The organism is Glutamicibacter sp. 363, from assembly GCF_052379505.1.
Classification (GTDB): Bacteria; Actinomycetota; Actinomycetes; order Actinomycetales; family Micrococcaceae; genus Glutamicibacter.
On record NZ_JBQSYR010000004.1, the window covers coordinates 46,803 to 67,269 of the forward strand.

At 60.5% G+C, this 20,467-nt stretch carries 16 protein-coding genes; 8 read left to right on the forward strand and 8 right to left on the reverse strand.

Annotated elements, in window-relative coordinates:
* The first annotated feature begins 5 nt into the window (after positions 1–5).
* A complete protein-coding gene (locus ACT3UA_RS03605; protein WP_444615567.1) occupies positions 6–689 on the forward strand; it encodes a GntR family transcriptional regulator in 684 nt (227 codons plus the stop codon).
* Here ACT3UA_RS03605 and ACT3UA_RS03610 read toward each other — a convergent pair.
* From ACT3UA_RS03610 to ACT3UA_RS03625, 4 genes are read right to left on the reverse strand one after another with little or no spacing between them, the layout of a single operon-like run.
* Entirely contained in the window at positions 686–3,079 is a 2,394-nt protein-coding gene (locus ACT3UA_RS03610; protein WP_444615568.1) for a glycoside hydrolase family 3 N-terminal domain-containing protein, read from the reverse strand. The two genes, ACT3UA_RS03605 and ACT3UA_RS03610, sit on opposite strands and share 4 nt — an antisense overlap.
* 31 nt (positions 3,080–3,110) lie before the next feature.
* The gene (locus tag ACT3UA_RS03615) at positions 3,111–3,947 is read right to left on the reverse strand and encodes a carbohydrate ABC transporter permease (protein ID WP_444615569.1); all 837 of its coding nucleotides are present in this window, start codon (positions 3,945–3,947) and stop codon (positions 3,111–3,113) included.
* A complete protein-coding gene (locus tag ACT3UA_RS03620) occupies positions 3,947–4,867 on the reverse strand; it encodes a carbohydrate ABC transporter permease (protein ID WP_444615570.1) in 921 nt (306 codons plus the stop codon). Before ACT3UA_RS03620 ends, ACT3UA_RS03615 begins: the two co-directional genes overlap by 1 nt.
* A 5-nt stretch (positions 4,868–4,872) precedes the next feature.
* Entirely contained in the window at positions 4,873–6,207 is a 1,335-nt protein-coding gene (locus ACT3UA_RS03625; RefSeq protein ID WP_444615571.1) for an extracellular solute-binding protein, read from the reverse strand.
* 363 nt (positions 6,208–6,570) lie between these two features.
* Between ACT3UA_RS03625 and ACT3UA_RS03630 the strand changes: the two genes are divergently transcribed.
* The 3 genes from ACT3UA_RS03630 (at position 6,571) to ACT3UA_RS03640 (ending at position 11,652) form a co-directional block, all read left to right on the forward strand.
* Entirely contained in the window at positions 6,571–7,584 is a 1,014-nt protein-coding gene (locus ACT3UA_RS03630; protein ID WP_444615573.1) for a LacI family DNA-binding transcriptional regulator, read from the forward strand.
* 246 nt (positions 7,585–7,830) lie between these two features.
* On the forward strand, positions 7,831–9,564 hold the full coding sequence (locus tag ACT3UA_RS03635) for an ABC transporter ATP-binding protein (RefSeq protein WP_444615574.1): 1,734 nt from the start codon (positions 7,831–7,833) through the stop codon (positions 9,562–9,564).
* Positions 9,565–11,652, forward strand: a complete 2,088-nt coding sequence (locus tag ACT3UA_RS03640) for an ABC transporter ATP-binding protein (RefSeq protein ID WP_444615575.1) — start codon at positions 9,565–9,567, stop codon at positions 11,650–11,652. It begins immediately after the preceding gene.
* A gap of 279 nt (positions 11,653–11,931) precedes the next feature.
* Here the strand turns inward: ACT3UA_RS03640 and ACT3UA_RS03645 are convergent, their stop codons facing one another.
* The 4 genes from ACT3UA_RS03645 to ACT3UA_RS03660 form a co-directional block, all read right to left on the reverse strand.
* On the reverse strand, positions 11,932–13,185 hold the full coding sequence (locus tag ACT3UA_RS03645) for a Fic family protein (RefSeq protein WP_444615576.1): 1,254 nt from the start codon (positions 13,183–13,185) through the stop codon (positions 11,932–11,934).
* Between the two features lie 300 nt (positions 13,186–13,485).
* Positions 13,486–14,334, reverse strand: coding sequence for a nucleotidyl transferase AbiEii/AbiGii toxin family protein (locus tag ACT3UA_RS03650; protein WP_096286141.1), 849 nt, complete (start codon positions 14,332–14,334; stop codon positions 13,486–13,488).
* Positions 14,331–14,915: a type IV toxin-antitoxin system AbiEi family antitoxin domain-containing protein gene (locus ACT3UA_RS03655; protein WP_255248432.1), complete on the reverse strand. Its 585-nt coding sequence runs from the start codon at positions 14,913–14,915 to the stop codon at positions 14,331–14,333. The genes ACT3UA_RS03650 and ACT3UA_RS03655 overlap by 4 nt, the downstream gene beginning before the upstream one ends.
* Before the next feature lie 347 nt (positions 14,916–15,262).
* A complete protein-coding gene (locus ACT3UA_RS03660) occupies positions 15,263–15,556 on the reverse strand; it encodes a DUF4287 domain-containing protein (protein WP_096286143.1) in 294 nt (97 codons plus the stop codon).
* 314 nt (positions 15,557–15,870) lie between these two features.
* Between ACT3UA_RS03660 and aqpZ the strand changes: the two genes are divergently transcribed.
* The 4 genes from aqpZ (at position 15,871) to ACT3UA_RS03680 (ending at position 20,329) form a co-directional block, all read left to right on the forward strand.
* Positions 15,871–16,623, forward strand: coding sequence for an aquaporin Z (aqpZ, locus tag ACT3UA_RS03665; protein ID WP_096286145.1), 753 nt, complete (start codon positions 15,871–15,873; stop codon positions 16,621–16,623).
* Positions 16,624–16,773: 150 nt separating this feature from the next.
* On the forward strand, positions 16,774–17,547 hold the full coding sequence (locus tag ACT3UA_RS03670; protein ID WP_096286147.1) for a CPBP family intramembrane glutamic endopeptidase: 774 nt from the start codon (positions 16,774–16,776) through the stop codon (positions 17,545–17,547).
* 1 nt (position 17,548) lies between these two features.
* Entirely contained in the window at positions 17,549–18,733 is a 1,185-nt protein-coding gene (locus ACT3UA_RS03675; RefSeq protein WP_444615577.1) for an MFS transporter, read from the forward strand.
* A gap of 150 nt (positions 18,734–18,883) precedes the next feature.
* A complete protein-coding gene (locus tag ACT3UA_RS03680) occupies positions 18,884–20,329 on the forward strand; it encodes an APC family permease (protein ID WP_444615578.1) in 1,446 nt (481 codons plus the stop codon).
* Positions 20,330–20,467: the final 138 nt, after the last annotated feature.

Consider the following 20,467-nt stretch of genomic DNA (forward strand, 5'->3'; position numbering starts at 1 on the left):
GTTTGATGGCTTCCGTCTTTTCCCAAACCTCGCTGCCCTCACGCCAGGTTCTGGCCGATCGTGTGTATGAGGAGCTCCTCGCCGCCCTGATTGATGGGCGGTTTGAGGCGGATGCTTCGTTGAGCATTGACGGAATTGCCCGTGATCTAGGTGTCTCGCCGACGCCGGTGAGAGAAGCCTTGGCGCGGTTGGAACATACCGGAATGGTGCGCCGCGCCGCCCTCAAGGGTTATCGCGTGGCACCCCTGATGACGGCAGAAGAACATGGGCAGCTGGTGGCCGTTCGAAAACTCATCGAAGCCGAGAACGCGGAACTGGCCTGCGCCCGGGTTGATGGGGAAATGGTGGAACAGCTCGCCGATACCATCGAGCGGCTGCGCACCGCGCCGACCGGCGGGTCCTACAGCGAATTCCGCGACTACTGGAAAGCCGACGAGGACTTCCACCGGCTCATCGCGGAATTTACCGGCAACCCCTTTTTGCTCACTGCCTTCCAGGCCCTGGGCGGTCAGGTGCAGCGCTTCCGGCTATTCGCCGGACGCGGCGTCACGGACGCCGACTGCGCCATCTCCGAACACGCCAAAATCCTCCAGGCCTTCCAGGCTGGGGATCCGCAAGCCGCCCGAGCGGCCATGGAGAAGCATCTGGAAGGCGTCGGACGGCGAGCGGTGGAAGACAGCAGCGACTAGCTAGTAGCCGGTGCGGCCAAGCTCCGCTGGAGGTGGGTTGAATCTAGGGAGCTGATCTGGGCCGGTGTATCCATGACTCGTCCCTCCGGAACTTCACGAACTTCTCCGGTGATGGTGAAGGATCCAGTCAGCGGCAGATCCTCGCTGCTGTTGCCCAGCTGCACGGTGAAGCTGCCAGGTTCCACGATTCGCTGGTTCTCCAGGCCGGTAAATGAGGTTCGGTCTGCATGCACCGAGAACCTCACGCGCTTGGACTCACCTGCCTGCAGTGCCACCTTCGCAAAGCCGGCCAGCCATCGGCGGGGACGAACCACCGAGGAGAAATCATCGCTCAGGTAGAGCTGGATGACCTCTGCGCCCGAACGTTCTCCGGTATTGCTGATCGTTGCTGAGATCTCAACGGTGCCGTCATTGGCGATTTCCGCATCCGAAATCTGCAGGTCCGATAGCTCGAAATCGGTGTAGGACAACCCGTAGCCGAAGGGATACAGCGGTCGCGGATCAAGGTTGGAGACGCCATCGGAGTACCAGCCCAGCGGTGGCTGGAGGTAGGTGCCGGGCTGCCCGCCAATATGATCCGGGATCTGCACCGGAAGCTTGCCCGAGGGATTGATCCCTCCGGTCAGCACCGAGGCCAGTGCTGGTCCGCCTTCCTCGCCGGGCATGAAGGCCTGAACGATTCCGGCGGCCCGCTGGGCGAAGGTGCCGAGCGAGTACGGACGGCCGGTCACCAGCACCAAAATGGTCGGAGTGCCGGTAGCCAGCACCGCTTCGACCAGATCCGCTTGGCGGCCCGGCAGCGAAAGGTCAACCACATCGCAGCCTTCCCCGGAGGTGCCGCGGCCAAAGAGGCCCGCGAGGTCTCCGACGGTCACAATGGCCACCTCGGCTGCGCGTGCCGCGGCTACCGCGGCGGCGATGCCGCTGCCATCCGGATCGGTGAAGTCGACCCCGCGCTCGTAGCCGATCTGCGTTCCGGCAAGAGACTCAGCGGTGCGCAGCGAATCAAGGATTGAAGGCAGTTCGATGCCATGGGCATCCTCGCCGAAGAAGCGCGAGAGCACGTGGTTGGTGAAGGAATAGCATCCCAGGTGGGTTCGCGGCTGGGAGGCCGAAGGACCCACTACGGCGATGGACGCGGGAACTGCTTGCGCACCAAGCGGCAGGATCCCGTTGTTCTTGAGCAGGATGATGGATTCCTCGGCCATCTTGCGCGCGTGGGCGCGGTTGTCGGCCGAATCGAAGTCCACTTGCTCGCCGTCCCAAGCCGCTTCCGGCGACCAATCCGCGTCCAGCAAACCGAGCTCGGCCTTTTGCACCAGCACGCGGCGCACCGCGGTGTCCAGTATCTCGGCGTTGAGCCGGCCGTCGGCGACGGCCTGGGCCAGGTTGCGGAAGGCATTGGTTTCTGGCAGCTCGACGTCCATGCCGGCGGCCAGTGAAACAATGCCCGCTTCATCCTGGTCCTTGGCAATGCGGTGCATGGTTTCGAGGAAGCTGATGGCCCAATAGTCCGAGACCACTGTGCCGGTAAAGCCCCAGCGTTCACGCAGCACTTCGGTCAGCAGCCGGTGGCTAGCCGCGGGGGTTTCGCCATCGATATCGGAGTAGGAGTTCATTACCGATTTCACGCCGGCTTCGCGCACCGCACGCTCGAAGGGCGGCAGGATGACATCCTCAAATTCTCGATGCCCAATGGTCACCGGGGCGTGGTTGCGTCCGGCGCGGGAGGCGGAGTAACCGGCGAAATGCTTCAACGTGGCGTGGACCCCGGAGTCCTGGATGCCGCGCACATAGGCGGTGGACAGTTCCGAGACCAGGTGCGGATCTTCGCCCAGTGTTTCTTCCACCCGGCCCCAGCGGTAATCGCGCACCACATCAAGCACCGGGGACAGCCCGAGGTGCACTCCGGCCTTCTTCATGTCCGCGCCAATGCGTGAGGCCATCTCATTGACCAATTGCGGATCCCAGCTGGCACCCCACGCAATCGAGGCGGGGTAGCAGGTGGCACCCAAGGTGGTGAAACCGGTCAGGCATTCTTCATGAGCCAGGGCCGGAATGCCAAAGCGGTTTGCCGCCACGACCTTGCGCTGCAGCTCGGCCAGACGTGCCCGGCCCGCGGCCGGCTCCCGCGGGGCTGAACCGAAAGCGCGGGTGATCTGCCCCAATCCATCAACAATCTCGGTGTCGAAACTGGCTTGGTCCTGGGAGAAGGTGTTCTCCATCGGGGCCACATTGCCCTCGCCACTGCTGTTGCGCTCTGCCGGGCGGATCCAGGAGGAACCGAGCTGGGAGACCTTTTCTTCGATTGTCATCTCGGCCATCAATGCCTCGACGCGGGTGGAAATAGGCTGGCCGGTGTCACGCCAGATCGAATTCTCGTAGTTCACAAGGTTCCTTTGCATAAGTTTTTTTGGGGGGTTACTTGCTGAAGCCGGCAGTCAGACCTGCCACCAGCTGGCGGCGGCCGACAATATAGGCAGCGAGGAGAGGGACGCAGGAGAGGACCACTGCGGCAAGCACCGCTGGGATGTCTACCGCGAATTCGCCCTGGTAGGTCCACAGGGACAGTGGCAACACGCGCACTTCCGAGCACTGGGTCAGGACCAGCGGGAAGAGGAAGCCATTCCACACCTGCAATGCGTTGTAGATGCCTACGGCCATGATGGCCGGCTTGGACAGGGGTAGTACCAGCAACCGGAACATCTGCCAGTGGCTGGCACCGTCCAGCGTCATTGCCTCGTAGAGCGAGGAAGGCACATCGCGCAGGAAGTTGGTCAGGATCAAGACGCTGATCGGAATGGCGAAGGCGATGCTCGGCAGGATCAATGCCAGCAACGAGTCATACAGACCCATTTTCACGATCAGGTAATAGACCGGGATGATGGTCGCCTGGATGGGGATCGCAATGCCCAACAGGAACAGCCGGTGGCTGAATTTCGCGAAAGCACCGCGGTTGCGCACAATCACGTAGCTGGCCAGCAGCGAAATGACCAGCACCACGCCCACCGACACGACGGTGACCAGCGCAGAGTTGAAGAAATACAGCGCGAAGTCGTTTTCCAGGACACGGCCGTACGCTTCGAAGGTGAGGTTCTGGGGCCACGCCAGCGGGTTGGACCCGAAGTATTCCTGACGCGGCTTCAGGCTGGTGACCACGATGTAGTAGATCGGTACCACGGTGACCAGCAACCAGAAGGTCGCCGCGAGTCCGCCGGGAACGTTCGGCGCGTACCCGGTTTTGATTTGCGATTTCACTAGGCGCCCTCCTGCTGGCTTTCCATCTTGTCGGTGCCGTTGAATTTGTTCAGCAACAGTGAGACCGCCAAGCCCACCACCACCAGGATCACCGCGATGGCGCTGGCCGCACCCATTTGGTAGCTGCGGAAACCGGTGAGGTACATATCCAGCGGCAGGATGCGCGTGGCATTGCCTGGGCCGCCGTTGGTCATGACGAACACCAAATCGAAGTAGGTCAGGGACCCGACAATCATCAGGGTGGAGCTGGTGATGACCGTGTACTTGATCTGCGGGAGCGTGACCGAGAAGAAGGTGCGCACCCGTCCTGCCCCGTCGAGCATGGCCGCCTCATTCATTGAGGTGGGAATCTGCTTGACGGCTGCTTGGTAGAGCAGCGAGTGGAAAGGAACGAAACACCAAGAGATCACGAAAATCAGTACGTAAAAGACCAGGTCGGTGCTGCCGAGCCAGTCCTGGCTCAGCAGCGCAATGTTGAAGGCCTTGGACAACCCGAAATTCGGGTCCAGCAGTGCCTTGAAGGCGATGCCCACGGCGGCTGCAGAGAACAGCAGCGGAAGGAAGTAGAGCACCGAGTACACGGCACGGTACTTCTGCTCGCCGGCCATGAACACGCCAACCAGAATGGAGATCGGCGCCTGGGTGAGGTAGCACAGCGCGGTCATGGCAAAGGTGAGCCACATGGCGTTCAGGGTGACCGGGTTGGTGAAGGTCTGCTGCCAGTTGGATAGGCCTGCGAAGGACGGGGTGCCAAGCCCATCCCAGTGCATGAACGACAGTACGGCCACGCCCAACAGCGGGACCAGGGCAAAGATGGCAAAGAAGATGAGCGCGGGGGCCAGCAGCCATGTGCTCGGGCCGATGTTGGTGCCGAGCCGTCGGCGCGAACGTACGGGAGCGGTATGGGTTTTCATCAGCATGGGGGCTACTTAATGGTTGCGTTCATGGCTTCCACAAAATGCTCCGGGGTGATGGAACCCTGGAAAATCTGCGACAAGTTGGTCAGCAAGACCTGGGCCTGGTCGGGGGCCAGAGCCTGGTCCCAGGAGAGCTGGAAGTTGGGTGCGTTTTGCACCGACTGGTAGGCGTAGCCCAGGAAGCCTGCGTCCTCACTGGCGGCAATGGCCTCTTCGGCGCCGTCAACCGAAGGCACCAGGCCCAAGCCGATGAAGCTCCTAACCGATTCTTCGTTCAGCGTGTAGTCGTTGAGGTATTCGAAAGCCGCCTGCTGGGCTTCATCGGAGGCATCGGCCGAAACCGACCAGAAGTTGGCTGGGTTGCCCACGATATTTGATGGATCGCCCTTGCCGCCATTGATGGTTGGGAATGGTGCGAAGCCCAGATTCTCTTCCTCATACCACTGCGGGGCATCGGCCTTGAAGCCGGCGTAGAGCCATGATCCCTGCAGCAGCATGGCGGCCTTGTCGGTGTGGACCAGGGCGGCGTCGGCGTTGGCGTCGGCGACCACCGAGCCGTAGGAGTCGCCGAAGCCGCCGGCCTCGACCAGCTCCTGGATCTTGGTCAATGCCTCGGTGACCGCCGGGTGGCTCCAGGCATCGGGTTCATTGTTTTGGATGGCTTCGAAGACCTCCGGGCCGCCGATGCGGTCGGTCAGGTAGGCGATCCACATCAGGTAGGGCCACTGGCTCTGTCCTGCGACAGCGAAGGGGATGATGCCCTCGGCCTTGAATGCCTTGACCACGTCGAGGGTTTCCTGCCAGGTGGCGGGGGCCTCGACGCCTACCTGTTCGAAGAGCTTCTTGTTGGTGTAGAGCACCACTGGCTGGGTGCTGTTATTTGGGACGGCGTACTGCATGCCGTCGACTTCACCGGTCTTCTCGATGGCCTCGATGGCACGTTCTTCCAGCGCATCGACCTTGCCGGTCAGATCCACCACATTGCCGTTGGCCACATAGTCAGCCAGGGTGCCACCGGACCAATTGAAAATCAGGGTCGGGGCGTTGCCGGCACCGACGGCGGTGCGGACCTTTTCCTTATAGGCATCGTTGGCGAAGAAGTCGGCGGCAATGGACTGTTCCGGATTCCCTTCATTCCACTGGGCGAAGGAATCCTTGAATGCGTTCTGCTGGGTGCCGGTCAGTGCCCAAGCGGAGAATTCGCCGTTGGCTTCGCCGCCCGGCTGTGCGCCTCCGCAGGCGGTCAAGGCCAGCGGGGCAATCATGGCAGCAGAAACCAGCAGCCGTCGAGGGGTGCTGAATTTCCGCGAGGAAGAGGAGGGCAAGTTCTTGGCGTTGCGCATTGCGGGATTCCTTTGCTTGGTAGGGGAGAGACAACGTTCAACCGACACCCATGAACGAAAGTTTCGGAAAGTTAGCGGCGGTGGAGAAAGGTTATAGTGTGGCCCAGGTCTCGTCAAGGGGGATTGTCCGAAACGTCGGGTTCCCGAAATTTCGGTCTAAACCTGCGCTGCAATCGCTATTAGTGGCCGCGAGATGTGGGGAGGGTGCGCGGAATTCTCACTTTCGTTCATTTGTTCCGTAGACTCATGACGAAAGTTTCGTAGATTTTCTTGAAGGATTTGCGATATATTATGTCGTGCATCACAGATGATGCGAGTCGGGCGCTGAGTGTTCGGCGGAACGCATGATTAGGAGGTGGCTCTGTGGGTGTTCGCCTTCAAGACGTTGCCGCAGCCGCAGGCGTGTCAATGTCTACGGCTTCAAAGGCACTTAATGATCGCGGGGACGTCAGTGAATCCGTGCGTCGAAAAATTGCGGCAATTGCCGAAGACCTGGAATATGCGCCCCGTCCTCGTTCGAAAGCGAACAATGGAAGCAAGCGAGTGGTTATCGTGTTCGATCACTTCGACAGCCCTTATGCGGCAACGGTGCTGAATGGGGCGATCCGCGCTGCGAAGCGTGCTGGGGTGGACCTGGTGAATACCTGTATCGAGGGGGAAGCTCGGGGGCACAATGTGCTGTCGATGGCTTGGCTTCGCGAGCAGGTGAAGAGCGGTGTGGCCGGGTTGATTCTTGTTACGACCTTCCTGGAGGACAGCAAGGTCCGCTGGTGCCGGAGTCATGAACTGCCGGTGATCGTCATTGACCCCTCCGCCCCCAATGCGGAGCATATGGTTTCCATCGGGGCCACCAACTGGCAAGGTGGAAAGCAGGCAACCGAGCATCTGCTTGCTCTGGGCCACCGAAGAATCGGATTCGCTAGCGGCCCGCGTCATTCCGTGCCGGCAGGCGAGCGATTGCAAGGCTTCCGCACCGCAATGCAAGAAGCCGCCGTTCCTGTTGATGAATCCCTTATTGCCGGCGGTAGCTTCAGGCCTGAATCCGGACGTGCCGCAGCGTTGAAAATGCTGCATGCAAAGAACCCTCCGACTGCGATCTTTGCGGTTTCGGATGATGTGGCACTGGGTGTGCTGCGTGCGGCGGAGGAACTGGGCGTTGGGATTCCCCAGAAGCTCAGTGTGGTTGGCTTTGACGATGTAGCTGCCGCGTTGTGGATGTCTCCGCCGTTGACCACGGTGCGCCAGCCATTGGATTCCATGGGGCAAATTGCCGTGGAGCGGCTGCTGGCGTTGGTCGATGATCCGGGCAGATTTGCCCACCCTTTTCAGTTGGAGACCAAGCTCGTTGTCCGCGAATCAACAGCCTCTTTGAAATAGCGGCGCAAGCTATCGAGCGGGAGTTTTGATGGGTGTTGTCCGGTCGCGTCCGCGGGGAGCCGGCGCCAAGCGTGCGCAGATATTCACCGGAATTTCGGAAGAAATTAATGATTGGCAAAAATCAATCGCAAGGATGATCTTCACTGTCGGCAGCACGGGCTAGACTGACAATCGCGCTCGAAACACCCTGCCTTTAATCCGAAGGTGCAGGATGCTTCGGTGCAGATGGAGTAAGGACAATACCTCATGCTTCTGAAGATCATCCTCAGACACAGCAAACCCTACGCCGGCTGGATCACCGCCGTCGTCATCTTGCAGCTGGCCACCACGATCGCCACGCTGTATCTACCCAGCCTGAACGCCAAGATCATCGACACCGGTGTGGTCAACGCCGACGTCGACTACATCTGGCGGACCGGCGGAATCATGCTCGTGGTCGCCTTCATCCAGGTTGCCACGGCGATCGGCGCCGTGTACTTCGGGGCCAAGACCTCGATGAGCGTTGGCCGGGACATCCGTCAATCGGTGTTCGAGAAGGTCTCCACCTTCTCCGCCCAAGACGTGAACAAATTCGGTGCCGCCACGCTGATCACCCGCGGCACCAACGACGTGCAGCAAGTGCAGATGCTCACCTTGATGGCGCTGAACTTCATGATCACCGCGCCGATCATGTCCATCGGCGGCGTGGTCATGGCCATCCGCGAGGATCCGGGGTTGTCCTGGCTCGTCTGGGTTGCAGTTCCCCTGGTGCTGGTTGTCGTCGGCATCCTGGTGATCAAGCTGATGCCGCTGTTCCGCGATATGCAGAAGCGCATCGACGGGATCAACGGCGTGCTGCGCGAGCAGATCACCGGTATCCGCGTAGTGCGTGCCTTCGTGCGCGAGCAGCATGAAACCGAACGCTATGCCGATGCCAACCAGAAGCTGACCATCCTCGGGGTTAAGGTCGGCAATCTGTTTGTGCTGATGTTCCCCGCCATTTCGATGATCCTGCACCTGTCCACCGCGGCCGTGCTGTGGTTCGGCGGGCATCGCGTGGACAACGGCCAGGTGGAAGTCGGTGCGCTGACCGCATTCCTGCAGTACCTGCTGCAGATCCTGATGGCGGTCATGATGGGTACCTTCATGGCCATGATGGTCCCGCGTGCGATGGTTTCGGCAGACCGCATCGGCGAGGTGCTCGACAGCGAACCGAGCATGGTCGACGCGGCGAACAACGGCATCGCGCTGCCTACTCCGGGCACCGTTGAATTCCGCAACGTCAGTTTCGGCTACCCCGGTGCGGACGCACCGGTGCTCTCTGACGTGTCATTCCTCGCCAAGCCCGGCCAGACGACCGCGATCATCGGGTCCACCGGCTCGGGCAAGACCACCTTGCTGAACCTGATCCCGCGGCTCTACGACGCCACCGAGGGCCAGGTGCTCATCGGCGGCATTCCGGTGCGCGAACTTGGCCGGGAGCTGCTTTCGGAGAATATTTCGGCAGTTCCGCAGCGCCCCTACCTGTTCTCCGGAACCGTGGCCAGCAACCTGCGCTTCGGCGCCCAGCAGGCCAGCGAGGAAGAACTCTGGGAAGCGCTGCGAATCGCCCAGGCAGACGATTTTGTCGCAGCCCGCGATGAGCAGCTCGATTCGAGGATCTCCCAGGGCGGCACCAACGTCTCCGGCGGGCAGCGCCAGCGCCTATGCATCGCCCGCGCGCTGGCCGCGAAACCGAATACCTACCTCTTCGACGATTCGTTCTCCGCCTTGGATGTGAGCACCGACGCCAAGCTGCGTGCGGCACTGGACGAGCCGACCAAGGACGCCGCGGTGATCATCGTTGCCCAGCGCGTGTCAACCATTACCGGGGCAGACCAGATCCTGGTGCTGGAGCATGGGGCAATTGTTGCCCGAGGCACCCATGAGGAGCTTCTCCAGTCCTCGGAAACCTACCAGGAAATTGTTTCATCCCAGCTCAGCGCGGAGGAGGTGGCCTAAATGGCAGCGAAGAAAGAAGGCGGCGAGAAGCTCGCCGAAGTTGATGCGGACCTCGCCGAGGTAGACGAGTTCGAGGTGGCCGCGGCCTCCGGAGGCTGGGAGGAAACCCCGGTGCGCAAGGCCGAGCACTTCTGGCCTTCGGCCAAGCGGCTCATCGGGCTGATGGGCCCCTACAAGGTGGGCATGAGTCTGGTCTTCGCGCTGATCACCGTGTATGTGGTGCTCTCGGTGATTGCACCGCGGATCCTGGGACGCGCCATGGACGTGATCTTTGCCGGGCTGATCGGCAAGGACATGGAACTGCCCGCGGGAACCACCGCCGAGCAGGTCATCCAGGGTATGCGCGATGCCGGGCAGGACTCCCAGGCGGACATGCTCTCCCGGGTGGATTTTGTCCCTGGGCAGGGCATCGATTTCGCCCAGCTTTCGCAGTACATCCTGATCGTGCTGGCCATGTACTTCGTGGCCTCGATCTTCTCCTGGGTCTCGGGCTGGCTGCTGAACAAGCTGGTCATGAAGGTGGTCTACAACCTGCGCAAGGATGTGGAACACAAGATCAACAAACTTCCGCTGAACTACTTCGACAGCCGCCAGCGGGGGGACATCCTCTCCCGAGTGACCAACGACGTGGACAACATCCAGAATGCCTTGCAGCAGGCGCTGAGCCAGCTGGTCCAGGCGCTGATGACCGTCATCGGCATCGTGATCATGATGTTCGTGGTCTCCTGGCAGCTGGCGCTCATTGCCCTGGTGGCGTTGCCGCTGTCCGGGGTGGGCGCAGGCATTATCGGTTCCAAGGCGCAGAAGCTGTTCACCGCGCAGTGGAAGAACACCGGTGCGCTCAACGGGCAGATCGAAGAATCCTTCTCCGGCCATGAGCTGATGAAGGTCTTCGGCCGCGAGGATGACATGGTTGAGCGTTTCACCACGCGTAACGAAGAGTTGTACAAGGCGAGCTTCGGCGCGCAGTTCGTCTCGGGCATGATCATGCCGGTGATGAACTTCGTGTCCTACCTGTCCTACGTGGGAATCGCGGTAGTCGGCGGGTTGCGTGTGGCTTCCGGGGCGATGTCCCTGGGCGATGCCACCGCATTCATCCAGTACTCGCGTGAGTTCACCCAGCCGCTGGGGCAGATTGCCGGCGTCGCGAATATGCTGCAGTCCGGCGTCGCCTCGGCCGAGCGCACCTTCGAACTGCTGGACGCCGACGAGCAGGATCCGGAAGATGCCCAGCGCCAGCTTCCGGAACGCACCGACGGGCACGTCTCCTTCGAAAGTGTGAGCTTCTCCTACAACCCGGAGCAGCCGCTGATCGAGGAGCTGTCCTTCGAGGCGGACCCCGGGCACACCGTGGCCATCGTCGGTCCTACCGGCGCGGGCAAGACCACGCTGGTGAACCTGGTGATGCGGTTCTACGAGCTGAACTCAGGGAAGATCATGCTGGACAACGTGAATATCACGCAGCTGTCCCGCGCGGACCTTCGCTCGAAGGTCGGCATGGTGCTGCAGGACGCGTGGCTGTTCGGCGGATCCATTATGGAAAATATCCGCTATGGCCGGCTGGACGCCACGGATGAGGAGGTCATCGAGGCCGCGAAGGCGACCTTCGTGGACCGCTTTGTGCGTGCCCTGCCGGAGGGCTATGACACGCTTATCGACGAAGAGGGCACCAATGTGTCCGCCGGTGAGAAACAGCTGATCACCATCGCCCGCGCGTTCGTGGCCAACCCGTCGCTGCTGATCCTGGACGAGGCTACCAGCTCGGTGGATACACGTACGGAGGTGCTGGTGCAGCGCGCCATGGCGGCGCTGCGCAGCGACCGTACCAGCTTCGTGATTGCCCACCGCCTGTCCACGATTCGTGACGCGGACACCATCTTGGTGATGGAAGCGGGCCAGATTGTGGAGCAGGGCAACCATGAGGAGCTGCTGGCTACCCAGGGTGCTTACTACAACCTGTACCAGTCGCAGTTTGCCGGGCCGGCCGAGGATGTGGATGCGAATCCGGATACCGCCGCGGTTCCGGTGACCGGTGGCATACCTGTTGCCGGTGCCCCCGCGCCGCAAGAGGGCAGCGAAACAATCTAGTACCAGCTGGGCACGAATCATGCCGCGACGGAGGGGAGTTAATCCCAGCTGTCGCGGCATGTCTGTTTTCTGAGTGGTCCGCAGGAATCTTTGGCCTGCGCACTATAGTTTCGAAGCGAGTGGCGCCGCGTTTTCAGAAGAGTTATCAACTCTGAACAGCACCGCTCAATGTCGTCGAACTATGCCTTGTGATCTCTATCGGGGGCGACTTATCGCACGCTCAGAGGCTGGCGTTGGAACGGACTATGAGAACAAGCTCCCCACCGGCGGCAGTCTGAATTAGTACTGGGCTGTTCCAGTCGTTCGCCGCAGAGATTTCGCATATTCATCTAGTATTTTCAGCACCCCGTCGTGCTGCCAAATACGGTTCCTGCTTCGTCCGGACTTCTCTACCAGCACACCGCGTTCGGTCAGGACACTGAGCGCACGCTGGACTGCAGCGTCGCCCAATCCGAGCTGTTCTTTAAGATATCGGGCATTAACTACAGGTTGGGAAATCAAGCGTGGCAGTATCTTCCACGCGGCGGAGCTTGAGCGCAGGCCAATCAGCTTTGTGGCGGAGTCATCGAGTTGTGCAGCCAGTGAGTCGATCAGATCCTTACCTGTGTTAGCCGCAAAGATTGAGGCATTGATGAAGGTCTGGATGATCGGGGCCGCGTCCCCGGCACGGAATGCTTCCAGCGCTTCAAAATAGCTAGCGGTATCACGGAGGATTCCCGCGGAGATCGGTGCCGTGGTGTATTGAGAAATTCTTCGGTGACGCAGTATCGAGTGGACCAAAGCCCGGCCTGTACGCCCGTTGCCGTCCACGAATGGATGGATCGTTTCGAACTGAGCGTGCGCGATTGCTGCTTGGACGATGGCAGGTAAATCGGTGCGTGAAATGAATGCAACTAGGTCTTCGACTGCGTCACGAATCAGTTCATGGCTCGGTGCAACAAAGCTGGCTCCGCGGGGTCCTGCGTTATCTGTTCCCCCGATCCAGACGAGTTCTCCCCTGAATTTACCAGCTTCGTCTTCCATGCCAGATTGTTGATTCATCAAATTTTGATGCATAGAGAGAATGCTATTCAGACTGATCTGCGGGGCGAGGGCGAGCGCAGATTCCATTGCGTGGACATTGCCTACAACTGTTCGAGCGTTGGCTTTATCGCCTTCATCGATCTCCGCCAGCGCGAGTTGGCGAGCCGTTGTGGTGAGCTGCTCGATCTGGCTACTAGAGGTGCTCTCGGTCCGGAGCAAAACGCTGGACATCGGTCCGAGCTCAGGGTTTTCATTTCCAAGTCTCAGCAGTGAGTAGACGTCAAAATCCTGGAGGGCATGTATGCCTTCTTCAAGCCCGGTGATCACTAACGAATCTGGCTGGGGATACCAATTGGCGATTCGCGCTGGCAACGCGGAGGCATAGGGTCCTGTTTGCCTCTGAACTTCGGCCTTGGAGAAGATATGCGGATTTGCGGGTTTCCAGAAATGGTTTTCGTACTCCACAGGAGGGAAGTCGAACGAAGCAGAAGCGTTTTGGGAATCAGCCATGACGTTCCTCCAAAGTGATAATAAGAAAAATCTTACTATCACTTTCCTAGAAAGCGATAGTAAGGAATCTTGTTACTATCACTTCCGGGCTTTGCACACAGTGATCTTCTTTGCCTCGTTAGGTCTCAACTCTTTTCCTACTTTAGGGGTTGACGGACCCGAAAGTATCTGCAGAAGATACTTTCGGTGGCATACCAGTAGATGCCAGATCTGGCATCCGGTTGAAAAAAGGCACCGGCCTGATCTGCAGCAGGCGGCTAAAGGATGGTATTGTTCCCCGGGGCTCTGCAGCGCGTGATATCAGTCTTGTTCCGCGGTGAAGGCAGGATCGAGAATTGCCGCGACGCGAAGCATCTGATCATCCAAGCTATCCTCACACACTCCAGCCAGCCCCTGCTTGCGCCTCCAGGCGGCCCACTTCGGCTGGCCAATCAACCCGTAGCCTTCCAACACAGGGCCGATCCGCTGCAATTCAACACCTCGGTAGTCCGCAACAGCACGCACGGCCCGAAGCAGTTCCTCACGGTCAAGGCCAGTCTCGCCGAGGGCGACGATATCGACGTAGTCGCGCCAACGGGTGCTGGTGATTCCTCGTTCAAGAATCGTGACACCCTTTTCAGCCACGGTCGATTCCGGCGCGTACCCGATTAGGACCAGTGGTTCCCCCAGGATCCGTTCAAGGGTCACTTTTCTCGGTGCGGGCACGATCGGGTCACCTGTCGAGACATCCCACGCGACAGCCCCGTTCCAGGTAGAGATGGAGACGTTCACGTGGAGGCGCATCCCTGGGTAGTCAGCGTCATCGCGGATCGCGTCGACTGTGAGAGTGTCGAGGTCAAAGACCACTCCGTCCTTGGTTGCGATGCCAGCTGCATCGCGGACAACTTGCTTCAGGTGCTCTGGGGTGACGTCGGCGCTGATCGCGTTGGAGTCGGCGTCTTTGGTAGGGCGGCGCACACCATACGCCCCCAGTAGTAGGCCACCTTTCAGCACGAAGTCGAGGCGGTGCGGTGTGCGGTTCAGGCGGTCCAAGAAGGATTCCAGGGCATGCCGAATCAAATACTCCTGCGTCGGCACCTGAATTCCCTGCTGCGCAACAGCGGAGCGGGCTGCTTTCTGGATCTGCCGGTAGATCTCATCGGCATTCATGACAGCAGCTCCAGGGCATTGAGGACTAACGATTTGGCCCGCGGCAGTTGAGTCGCGATCTGCATCAACTGAGCAGGTTTCCCGCCTCGGCGCAGCCATTCTTTCGTCGTGTCCCGGGCAATCTCATAGCCAATGGAAGATCGCAGGCGGAAGCAATCGACGATAGTGCGTTCGGGACTATAGATCCCGATCAACTGAGTGCTACCCGGGATGATGATTTCTTCCCGACCCAGCTCAAAGGTGCTCTTATCGAAATGGTGCCAGCGAATCGCACCCTGGGTTTGGGGCGTACGGGCGCCGCGCGGGATCGCCATATCCAATGCATCGGGGATCTCGTCAGTGAGGTCATAATGGGCCAGTGCTGAAATCAGACAGATGGTGGCATCAGGGCGGCGTGTGGCAGCTTCCAGCTGGTCCCAGTCCGTCGGTGGAGCATCGGACGGCAGATAGATCCCGCGGGCAATACGTTCCCAACGTCCCGCTTTTACCCCGCGAGACAATGCACTGCGTGAGAAATCCTCAAGCGTGGAGGACTTGATCGCAGGCATCCCGGCAGATGCGCTGGTCTTTTTTGCGCTCATTCCCGGTCCCTCCTACGCAACAAAACGTCTACAGATAATATTACTTGTAGACGTTTTGTTGCGCAACCCTGAGCGCTATGCCTCTCGCTCACTTTTATATCTGGATCCTTATGCATGGGTCGCACCGGACGCCGCCCGCGTAAAGCCACCGAGATATTGCGGCTAGTAGACGCGGGAAGGTGAAAGCGTCTCTCTCGCCCGGACGCGGCCAGCGCGACCATCACCAGCACCACGACAGAAACCATGGTCATGACAACCATCATCACGACCACGACTATCATCACCGACGCCACCAAGCCCTTCGAGCCCTACCGGCGTGCTCCGGGGCTTTGAAGAGAATGAGTTCATTAAGTGGCGTTAGGATTTGTAGCTTTGCCATCTAGCCACAAAGTATTACTGGCATCTGCGTGGACTGTGCCGCTAACAACATGCTTATCGCTGATCTGCGTACCTTTGGTGATCACATGAACAATAGCCATGGCATGGCCACGCCCCAAACCATGTTCTTCCTTGAGCCACTTGATTATTGGAGTCGCTTTGGTGGCGGAACCGAATCCATGATCAGTTGCCTGTGCTAACAGCTGCCGTGGGGTGAGCCCTGTCTTGGTTTCAATCGTATCGAGATAGGCCTGAAATGACATGTGGTTGCCTTCGCAGCGAAGAGGAACGTGGGTTATCAACCTATACCGAGGAAATATGGACGACAAGGGCTAAGCCCTCGCAGCCATTCCTCATAACGATGTGCGCGCTTTTTGACCGGTTCATAGCATTTCCTCTTGGCACCGTCCTCCGTAACTGTTGCGCCCAGGCCAAGGGGCCGCGCCCCCGTATTTCCGAATTCTGCTGGTGCACCAGAACGATTCGTCGATTTTTTGCCAATTGTTTCTATAATTTGCGCAAACCAAAGCATAGACTGTGGCTATCTAGCGGTAATTCCTCCTAGAAAGAGACAAACATGTCACAGCCATCATCACCCACCATGGGCTCGCGGTTGACCGCAGAGTTCCTGGGCACCTTCGTTCTGGTCTTCGGCGGATGCGGTTCGGCGATCTTCGCCGCCCAGGTCCTCGACGGGGACACCATCAATATGGGAATCGGCTTCCTCGGTGTTGCCCTTGCCTTCGGACTGACCGTGCTGGTCATGGTCTACGCGGTGGGCCATATTTCCGGTGGGCACTTCAACCCAGCGGTCACTCTGGGCGCTGCACTGGCCAAGCGGGTGGAGTGGAAGGCGGTTCCTGCATACATGATCACCCAGGTCATCGCCGCTTCGGTGGCCGGCGCCGTGCTTTTGGCCATTGCCTCCGGAAAAGACGGATTCAACGCCGCCGAGTCGGGGTTTGCCTCAAACGGCTATGCCGACCGCTCGCCGGACGGCTACTCGCTGGTCTCCGCGCTGGTTGCCGAAATCGTGCTGACCGCGATCTTCCTGTACGTGATTCTCGGATCAACCGACCGGCGTGCGCCGGCAGGTTTCGCCGGGGTTTCCATCGGCCTGTCGCTGACCCTGATTCACCTGATCTCCATCCCGATCACCAATACCTCGGTCAACCCGGCTCGGTCCTTGGGTGTTGCCTGGTTTGCCGGGCCGGAAGCCCTGGGCCAGGTTTGGCTGTTCATCGTGGCCCCGCTGATCGGCGCGGCCATTGCCGGGGTGAGCTACTCGAAGATCTTCTCCGATCTGGTGACCGCCGAGGCAGCGAAGTAACTCCTCGAATTACGCCGGCCGGCCACACCAAAGTTTGGTGTGGCCGGCCGGTGGCGTTTGCGGGTAGATTGAGTCGCTTTTCATAGGAATCAACGGCGAACCCAGGCCGTGAATGCAAGGGGCGGTGCGCTCACTGGATAGGCTAGGAACATGCAGCAGCCCCCGCCCTACCCACAGCAGTATTTCCTGCCACGCCGCAAGCAACGGGTATTCGACCCCGGAGCGATGACCCGCGGTGACTGGTGGACGGTGGGTTCCTACATCGTGTTCTTCGTCTTCGGCGGAGCGGCACTCATTGGGCTGATCCCGGGCTACTTCACGGCCTTCGAAACCGAAGAGCAAGCCCTCTTCGGAATCAACCTGATTCTCTACACCAGCTTCTTCATCCTGGCGATGGTCCAGTGCGGAGCGCACTTCTTCGACTCCTTTAAAACCATGAAGTACTACCCGTGGGCCAAATGGCTGATGCTTCCCGGTGGTTGGCTGCTGACGATCATCTTCTCCGCCATCGTGACAACGATCTTTGGCGGACCGCAGATCAGCGAAAATCAGGAAGCCCTGCAGGGCATGACCACCGCCGTCCCGCTCCCGGTGATGTTCGTAGTCACCGCGGTTTTCGGGCCCTTTGTCGAAGAGTACCTCTTCCGCCACCTGCTGATCGGCAAGCTTTCGCGCAAGCTCAATATCTGGGTTTGCGCGCTCATTTCCACCCTGGTTTTCGCTGGAATCCATTTCCTCAACGGCGGCGGAATCTCCTCGATCGTCCAGGTCCTGCCGTACCTGATGCTCGGTATTCTGATGTCCTTGGCCTACATCCTTTCGGGCAAGTCGCTGGCTTACGCCTACCTGCTGCATTTCATCAACAACGCCATGGCTCTGCTCATGCTCTACTTGGTCTACCCGCTGCTTCCGACCGGCGTCTAGGTTGAGCTTCACCGGGCACGAACCGCATTCGGTTCCCTACCGCGGCATGCTGCTGGCCCTGTTTGCCAGCGGTGTTGCCACCTTCTCCCAGCTGTACTCGGTGCAGGGCCTGCTGCCGAGCATCGCCGTAGAGCTGAACATCAGTTCCTCCCAGGCCGCGTTGACGGTCTCCGCGGCCACCCTTGGCCTAGCGCTCGCCGTCACACCCTGGGCCATTGTCTCGGACCGCATTGGGCGCAGGCGGGTCATCGCTATTGCGCTGCTGGCCTCGGTGGTCCTTGGCTTGGCCAGCTCCCTGATGGGCGGCTTCGAACCGCTGCTCGTTGTCCGCTTCCTCGAAGGTATTGCGCTGGCAGGCGTCCCGGGCAGTGCCCTGGCCTACCTCGCCGACGAGCTGACCCCGCGCGCGGTCGCCCTGGCCAGCGGCACCTACATCTCCGGGACCACCCTTGGCGGGTTGGCCGGGCGCTTGGTGGCCAGCTGGGTGGGGGAACCGGCCGGGTGGCGCTGGGGTGTCGCGGCGGTCAGCGTCATGGCGGCCCTGGGCACGCTGTTCTTTCTGCTCAAGGCCCCGGCGGCCCTTGGCTTCACCCCCATCGAGCAGCGCGGCCTGCGCCCCGTCCTGGGCAAATTCAAGCGGGCCCTGGGCGGAGGCATGCCGCTGCTCTACCTGCAGGGCTTCTTGCTGATGGGCGGCTTTGTCGCCGTCTACAACTACCTGGCTTTCCGGTTGGAGGCACCTCCATTCATGGTGCCGGTGTCCTTGGCTTCCCTGGTCTTCATCGCCTACCTGTCCGGGACCTGGTCTGCGGTGGCCAGCGGCCGTTTGGTCGCCAAGGCAGGCCGGCGCGGGGCGCTGTTGCTGAGCATTGTGCTGAGCATGGCCGGACTGCTGCTGACCCTGTCCGGGAACCTGGTGGTCATCATCGCGGGGATGGTGATCTTCACCGCTGGATTCTTCGCCGCGCATGCGGTGGCCAGCGGTTGGGTGCCGGTGCTTGCACCCGCCACCCGGGCCCAGGCCGCGAGCCTCTACAACCTCTTCTACTATGTGGGTTCGTCGCTGCTGGGCTGGCTGATCGGCATTCCCTTCATGCACTACGGCTGGCCCACGGTGGTGCTGTGCGTGGTGCTGTTGCAGATGCTTGCCGTCATCTTTGCCCTGGCGCTGAGAAACAAGAAGTAATCCGCGGCATCAAACTACCTTTTGTCGCATTTAATCCACCGTTCACCGTTTGGGGTTACCCTGATTTTGTGAGCTGTGGGATACGCGCCTGTGATGGGCCGGACAATGGCTAACGATCCTTACTTCGTTCCATCAACACGGAAGTGCAACATGAGCAGACATACCGCCGACTCCTCGGCATCGACAACCACCTTGGCGAAGACTCTCGGCAACTGGGATGCGCTGGCCCTGGGCTTTGGCGCCATGATTGGTTTCGGGTGGGTAGTGCTCACCGGAGGCTGGCTCGATAACGCCGGCACCATGGGCGCCATCTGCGCGATGCTCGCCGGTGGCGCCATCATGGCCATCGTGGGCCTGACCTATGCCGAACTCACCGCGGCCATGCCCAAGGCCGGCGGCGAGCACAACTTCATACTCCGCGCTCTCGGCGCACGCACCTCATTCATTGGCTCATGGGGGATCATCGGCGGGTACGTGACCATCGTGGCCTTCGAGGCGGTCGCCTTCCCGCGGACCGTGGAGTACATTTTCCCCGGCATGGGCCAGATCCCGCTGTGGACCGTGGCGGGGTTCGAAGTGAACCTCACCTGGGCGCTGGTGGGTGTGGCCGCCGGTCTGCTCGTCACCTGGATCAATATCCGTGGCGTGAAGCAGGCCGGCATCGTGCAGACCTTCATCGTGCTCTTCCTGCTGGCCATCGGCGTGCTGATGATCTTCGGTTCGGCCACTAACGGTTCGGCGGAGAATATGGAGCCGTTCTTCACCCCGGGCATGAGCGGCTTCTTCGCGGTGCTGGTTGCCGTGCCGTTCCTCTTCATCGGCTTCGACGTGATCCCGCAGTCGGCCGAAGAGGTGAAGATCCCGGCCAAGCAGATCGGCAAGCTGGTGGTGATCTCCGTGGTGCTGGCGACCCTGTGGTACGTGATGGTCGTGTTGACCACCGCCTCGGCCATGCCTGCGGATCAGCTGGCAGGCGCGGACATTGCCACCGCGGATGCCTTCGGCGCGCTATTCAATTCGGAGATCATGGCCAAGGTGCTGATCGCTGGTGGTCTTGCCGGAATCCTGACCTCGTGGAACTCATTGCTCCTGGGCGCCTCGCGGCTGGTCTACTCGATGGCGCGCGGCGGCATGCTTCCAGCCTGGTTCGGCAAGCTGCACCCGAAGTACCAGACCCCGGCCAATGCGCTGATGTTCATCGGCGGCATCTCCTTGCTCGCGCCGTTCTTCGGAGCCGAGATGCTCGGCTGGCTGGTGGATTCCGGTGCCCCGAGCATCATCGTCGCCTACTTCCTGGTTTCGGTGACCTTCCTGATCCTGCGCCGCCGCGAGCCGAAGATGGATCGCCCGCTGCGCGTGGCGGGCAAGGGGCGCGGCGGCGAAATCATCGGCTACGCCTCGGTGCTGCTGACCGCGGCCTTATTCATGCTCTACATGCCGGGCATGCCCGCCTCACTGAGCTGGGAACCGTGGCTGATCTTCGGTGCCTGGTGGGTGCTGGGCGCGGTGTTCTTCGTCAAGGTTCCCGGCGGCATCAAACCGGGTCCGCAGGCCGAAGAGGAGATCCTGGCACGGGTTGCGGCGCGCAAGCGCTAGAGATCTTCACAATTTGAATGGCTCAGGGTGCACCCAACGGGGTGCGCCTTGGGCCATTTCTCTGCGGTCTCCGGTTCTTCCTGCAAAGTCTGGGGTCTCGGACAATTGGTGAGCTGCGGGTCACATCTTCGAAGCTGA